At 60.8% G+C, this 2,898-nt stretch carries 3 protein-coding genes; all 3 read left to right on the plus strand.

Translation table 11 applies throughout. The features are described from left to right. On the plus strand, positions 1 to 1,177 hold a 1,177-nt coding region (locus tag XalbCFBP2523_RS15565; protein ID WP_104630004.1), incomplete at its 5' end, for a cellulase family glycosylhydrolase. A 115-nt stretch (positions 1,178 to 1,292) separates the two neighbouring features. Then, positions 1,293 to 2,060 carry an ATP-binding protein gene (locus XalbCFBP2523_RS17500; RefSeq protein WP_407070991.1) on the plus strand — a complete coding sequence of 256 codons (768 nt, stop codon included), beginning with the start codon at positions 1,293 to 1,295 and terminating at the stop codon, positions 2,058 to 2,060. Positions 2,061 to 2,589: 529 nt separating this feature from the next. Beyond that, the coding region (locus XalbCFBP2523_RS15575) for a cellulase family glycosylhydrolase (protein WP_249027738.1) at positions 2,590 to 2,898 on the plus strand (309 nt) is incomplete at its 3' end.

Raw genomic sequence — 2,898 nt, forward strand, 5'->3', positions numbered from 1 at the left:
GCCGCACGGCGCAGCGACCTGGGGCACCGGCAACGCCGCCACCGACTGGAACTCGGCGGCAGAGCGCGCCTCCGCGGTCGTGCTGAGCGCCGCGCCGAAGTGGCTGATCTTTGTCGAAGGTATCTCCTCAAATCCTAGCTGCTCCAGCACCACCGCCCACTTCTGGGGCGAAGATCTGGAACCGCAGGAGTGCGCCCCGCTCAACATCCCGGCAGATCACCTGGTGCTGAGTCCGCACGTGTACGGCCCGGACGTGTACGGGCAGCCGTACTTCAGCGACTCGAACTTCCCGAACAATATGAAGGCCATCTGGGAACAGCACTTCGGTCGGTTCTCACCCAGCTATGCGGTGATCCTGGGCGAGTTCGGTGGCAAATATGGCCAGGGCGACCCGAAGGACGTGCCCTGGGAGAACGCGCTGGTCGATTATCTGATCGGCAAGAAGATCAGAAGCGCGTTCCACTGGTCGTGGAATCCAAACAGCGGCGACACCGGCGGCATCCTCAACGACGACTGGCACTCGGTGCGCACCGACAAGGTTAACCTGTTGCATAAGCTGTGGGGCACCGACGGTTCCGGTGGCGGCGGCTCCACGGGTGGCGGCGGCTCCACGGGTGGCGGCGGCTCCACGGGTGGCGGCGGCTCCACGGGTGGTGGTGGCTCCACAGGTGGTGGTGGCTCCACAGGTGGTGGTGGCTCCACAGGTGGCGGCGGCTCCACGGGTGGTGGTGGCTCCACAGGTGGCGGCGGCTCCACGGGTGGTGGTGGCTCCACAGGTGGCGGTGGCTCCACAGGTGGCGGTGGCTCCACAGGTGGTGGTGGCTCCACAGGTGGTGGTGGCTCCACAGGTGGTGGTGGCTCCACAGGTGGTGGTGGCTCCACAGGTGGTGGTGGCTCCACCGGTGGTGGTGGCTCCACCGGTGGCCCCAGCTTCAGCACTCATGTCATCGTCGATAGCGATTGGCTGGCTGGCTATTGCGAGCGCGTGCAAGTCACCAACAACGGCACCACTGCAGGCGACTGGAAAGTGACTCAGACGATCAGCGGTACGGTCAACAACCTGTGGAATGCCAAGTGGAAACAGTCCGGTACCAAGCTCAGCTCCAACGGCGTGGATTGGAACAAAACCCTGGCGCCCGGCGCCACGGCCGAGTTCGGCTTCTGTGCCGGACGCTGATGCCATGCGGTAACACCGTCACCGCACAGTGACTTGCCAACGGCAGCGTCGCAAACGCTGCCGTTGGTGCTTTTGGTCATCGCAACGCGTTGACCACACATTGCAAACACCGCCCATGAAGAGGGAAGCAAGCGCAGCAGTGCCGATCCATATTGGGCAAAATGCATTCTCTCACTGGCGCCGGTTGCAACTGACATCGCGCATCCCGGTCAATCAATCAGCCAACGCTTGCAGGAAGGCGTCCATACGCGCGCTCAGGCATACCAAACCATGGGGGTTCCTGCTCAACCGCGGCGACGCATCGCAATCGCTGATCCTGGCCGACTTGCTGGCGCCCTGGAGCAAGGCGCAGAACAATCTGGCCATCGGCGTCGCGAACGGCGCATTCGGCGGCATCTTCACCTCGCGTTTGAAGATGCTCGGCCCCAGCGGGGTCGGCAAGACGCACATCTCCCTGGCGCTGTGTCAGCGCGCAATGCTGGCACGACACAAGGCATGGTTCATCACGGCCGCCGACCTGATGATGCAACCGGCCGCGGCAAAGGCGCAGAACTGGCTGAAGGACGACTTCAATGGCGCGGTGCTCGGACCGAAGCTGCTGGTGATCGACGAGATCGGCTACCTGCACTTCGGGTGCGACGAGGCGAATCTGTTCTTCAACGTCGTGGCCAAGTGCTACACGCGCGGCTCGATGCTGCTCACCAGCAACCTACCTTTCACGCAGTGGCAAAACGCCTTTGCCAACGATAAGACGCTCACCACTGCGATGCTCGACCGGCTGCTGCACCACGCCCACATCGTGCAGATCACCTCAGAAAGCTACCGATTGAAGGACAAATGCAAGGTCAACCAGACGGCCATGAAGGGGACGGCGCTCGCTTGAGCGACGCGCGTGCTACTCGGCCGCACAGGGCGTAGCCCGAAGCGGCCAAGCAGCGCGATGAAGAAGCCCACAAGTGGGTCAGATTTACTTCGACGATCCGACGGAAAGTGGCTCAGATTTAATCGGCGTTGACAGCATCAGGCTTGGTGTACCGACCAAGCAACCGCTCCTGTCCTCGCATACGTATGGCCCCCACGTGAGCAAATAATCAGACTGCCGCAGTTCCAGTGCCCGGCGATGCGATCAACAAAAACGTCAAAATAGCGGCGCAGTTCACAATATCCGAACTACTTGCAAAATGAAGAAAAACAAAAAGCATCAGCGTCACGTTATTGATACGCAATCCGTGGACAAGCAAAACCGATGCAAGGAAATTCACGACTTCTTTTTCTGATACTCCCGATCATTATCCTCAGGTAATTGCAAAACACCAAGTTAGTTACCTACCACTAGCCCACCCACATACACGACTTTAGGCCGGTCCATTTCGGGCCGACCATTATTGGAGAGAAACACGATGACTAGGTCGATGAAACCCCGCATTACCCGCTGCCTGTTGGCAGCGGCGTTAATGGTGGCCAGCAGTTCGGCATGGAGCTACGCCGTCAAAAACGGGCAGATCGTGGACGACAGCGGCAACGCCGTGCAGCTGCGCGGCGTGAACTGGTTCGGTTTCGAGACCGCGGAACATATCGCGCATGGTCTGTGGACGCGTAACTGGAAGGACATGATCACGCAGATGCAAGGCCTGGGCTTCAATGCCGTGCGCGTGCCATTCTGCCCACAGACCCTGCATGGCGCGTCGCCCGGCAGCATCGACTACAGCCAAAACTCAGAC

Source organism: Xanthomonas albilineans (assembly GCF_002939705.1).
Taxonomy (GTDB): Bacteria; Pseudomonadota; Gammaproteobacteria; order Xanthomonadales; family Xanthomonadaceae; genus Xanthomonas_A; species Xanthomonas_A albilineans.

Bases quoted from the DNA above. Each gene is read 5' to 3' on its own strand.
- XalbCFBP2523_RS17500 (WP_407070991.1), top strand. From the start codon at position 1,293: ATGAAGAGGGAAGCAAGCGCAGCAGTGCCGATCCATATTGGGCAAAAT.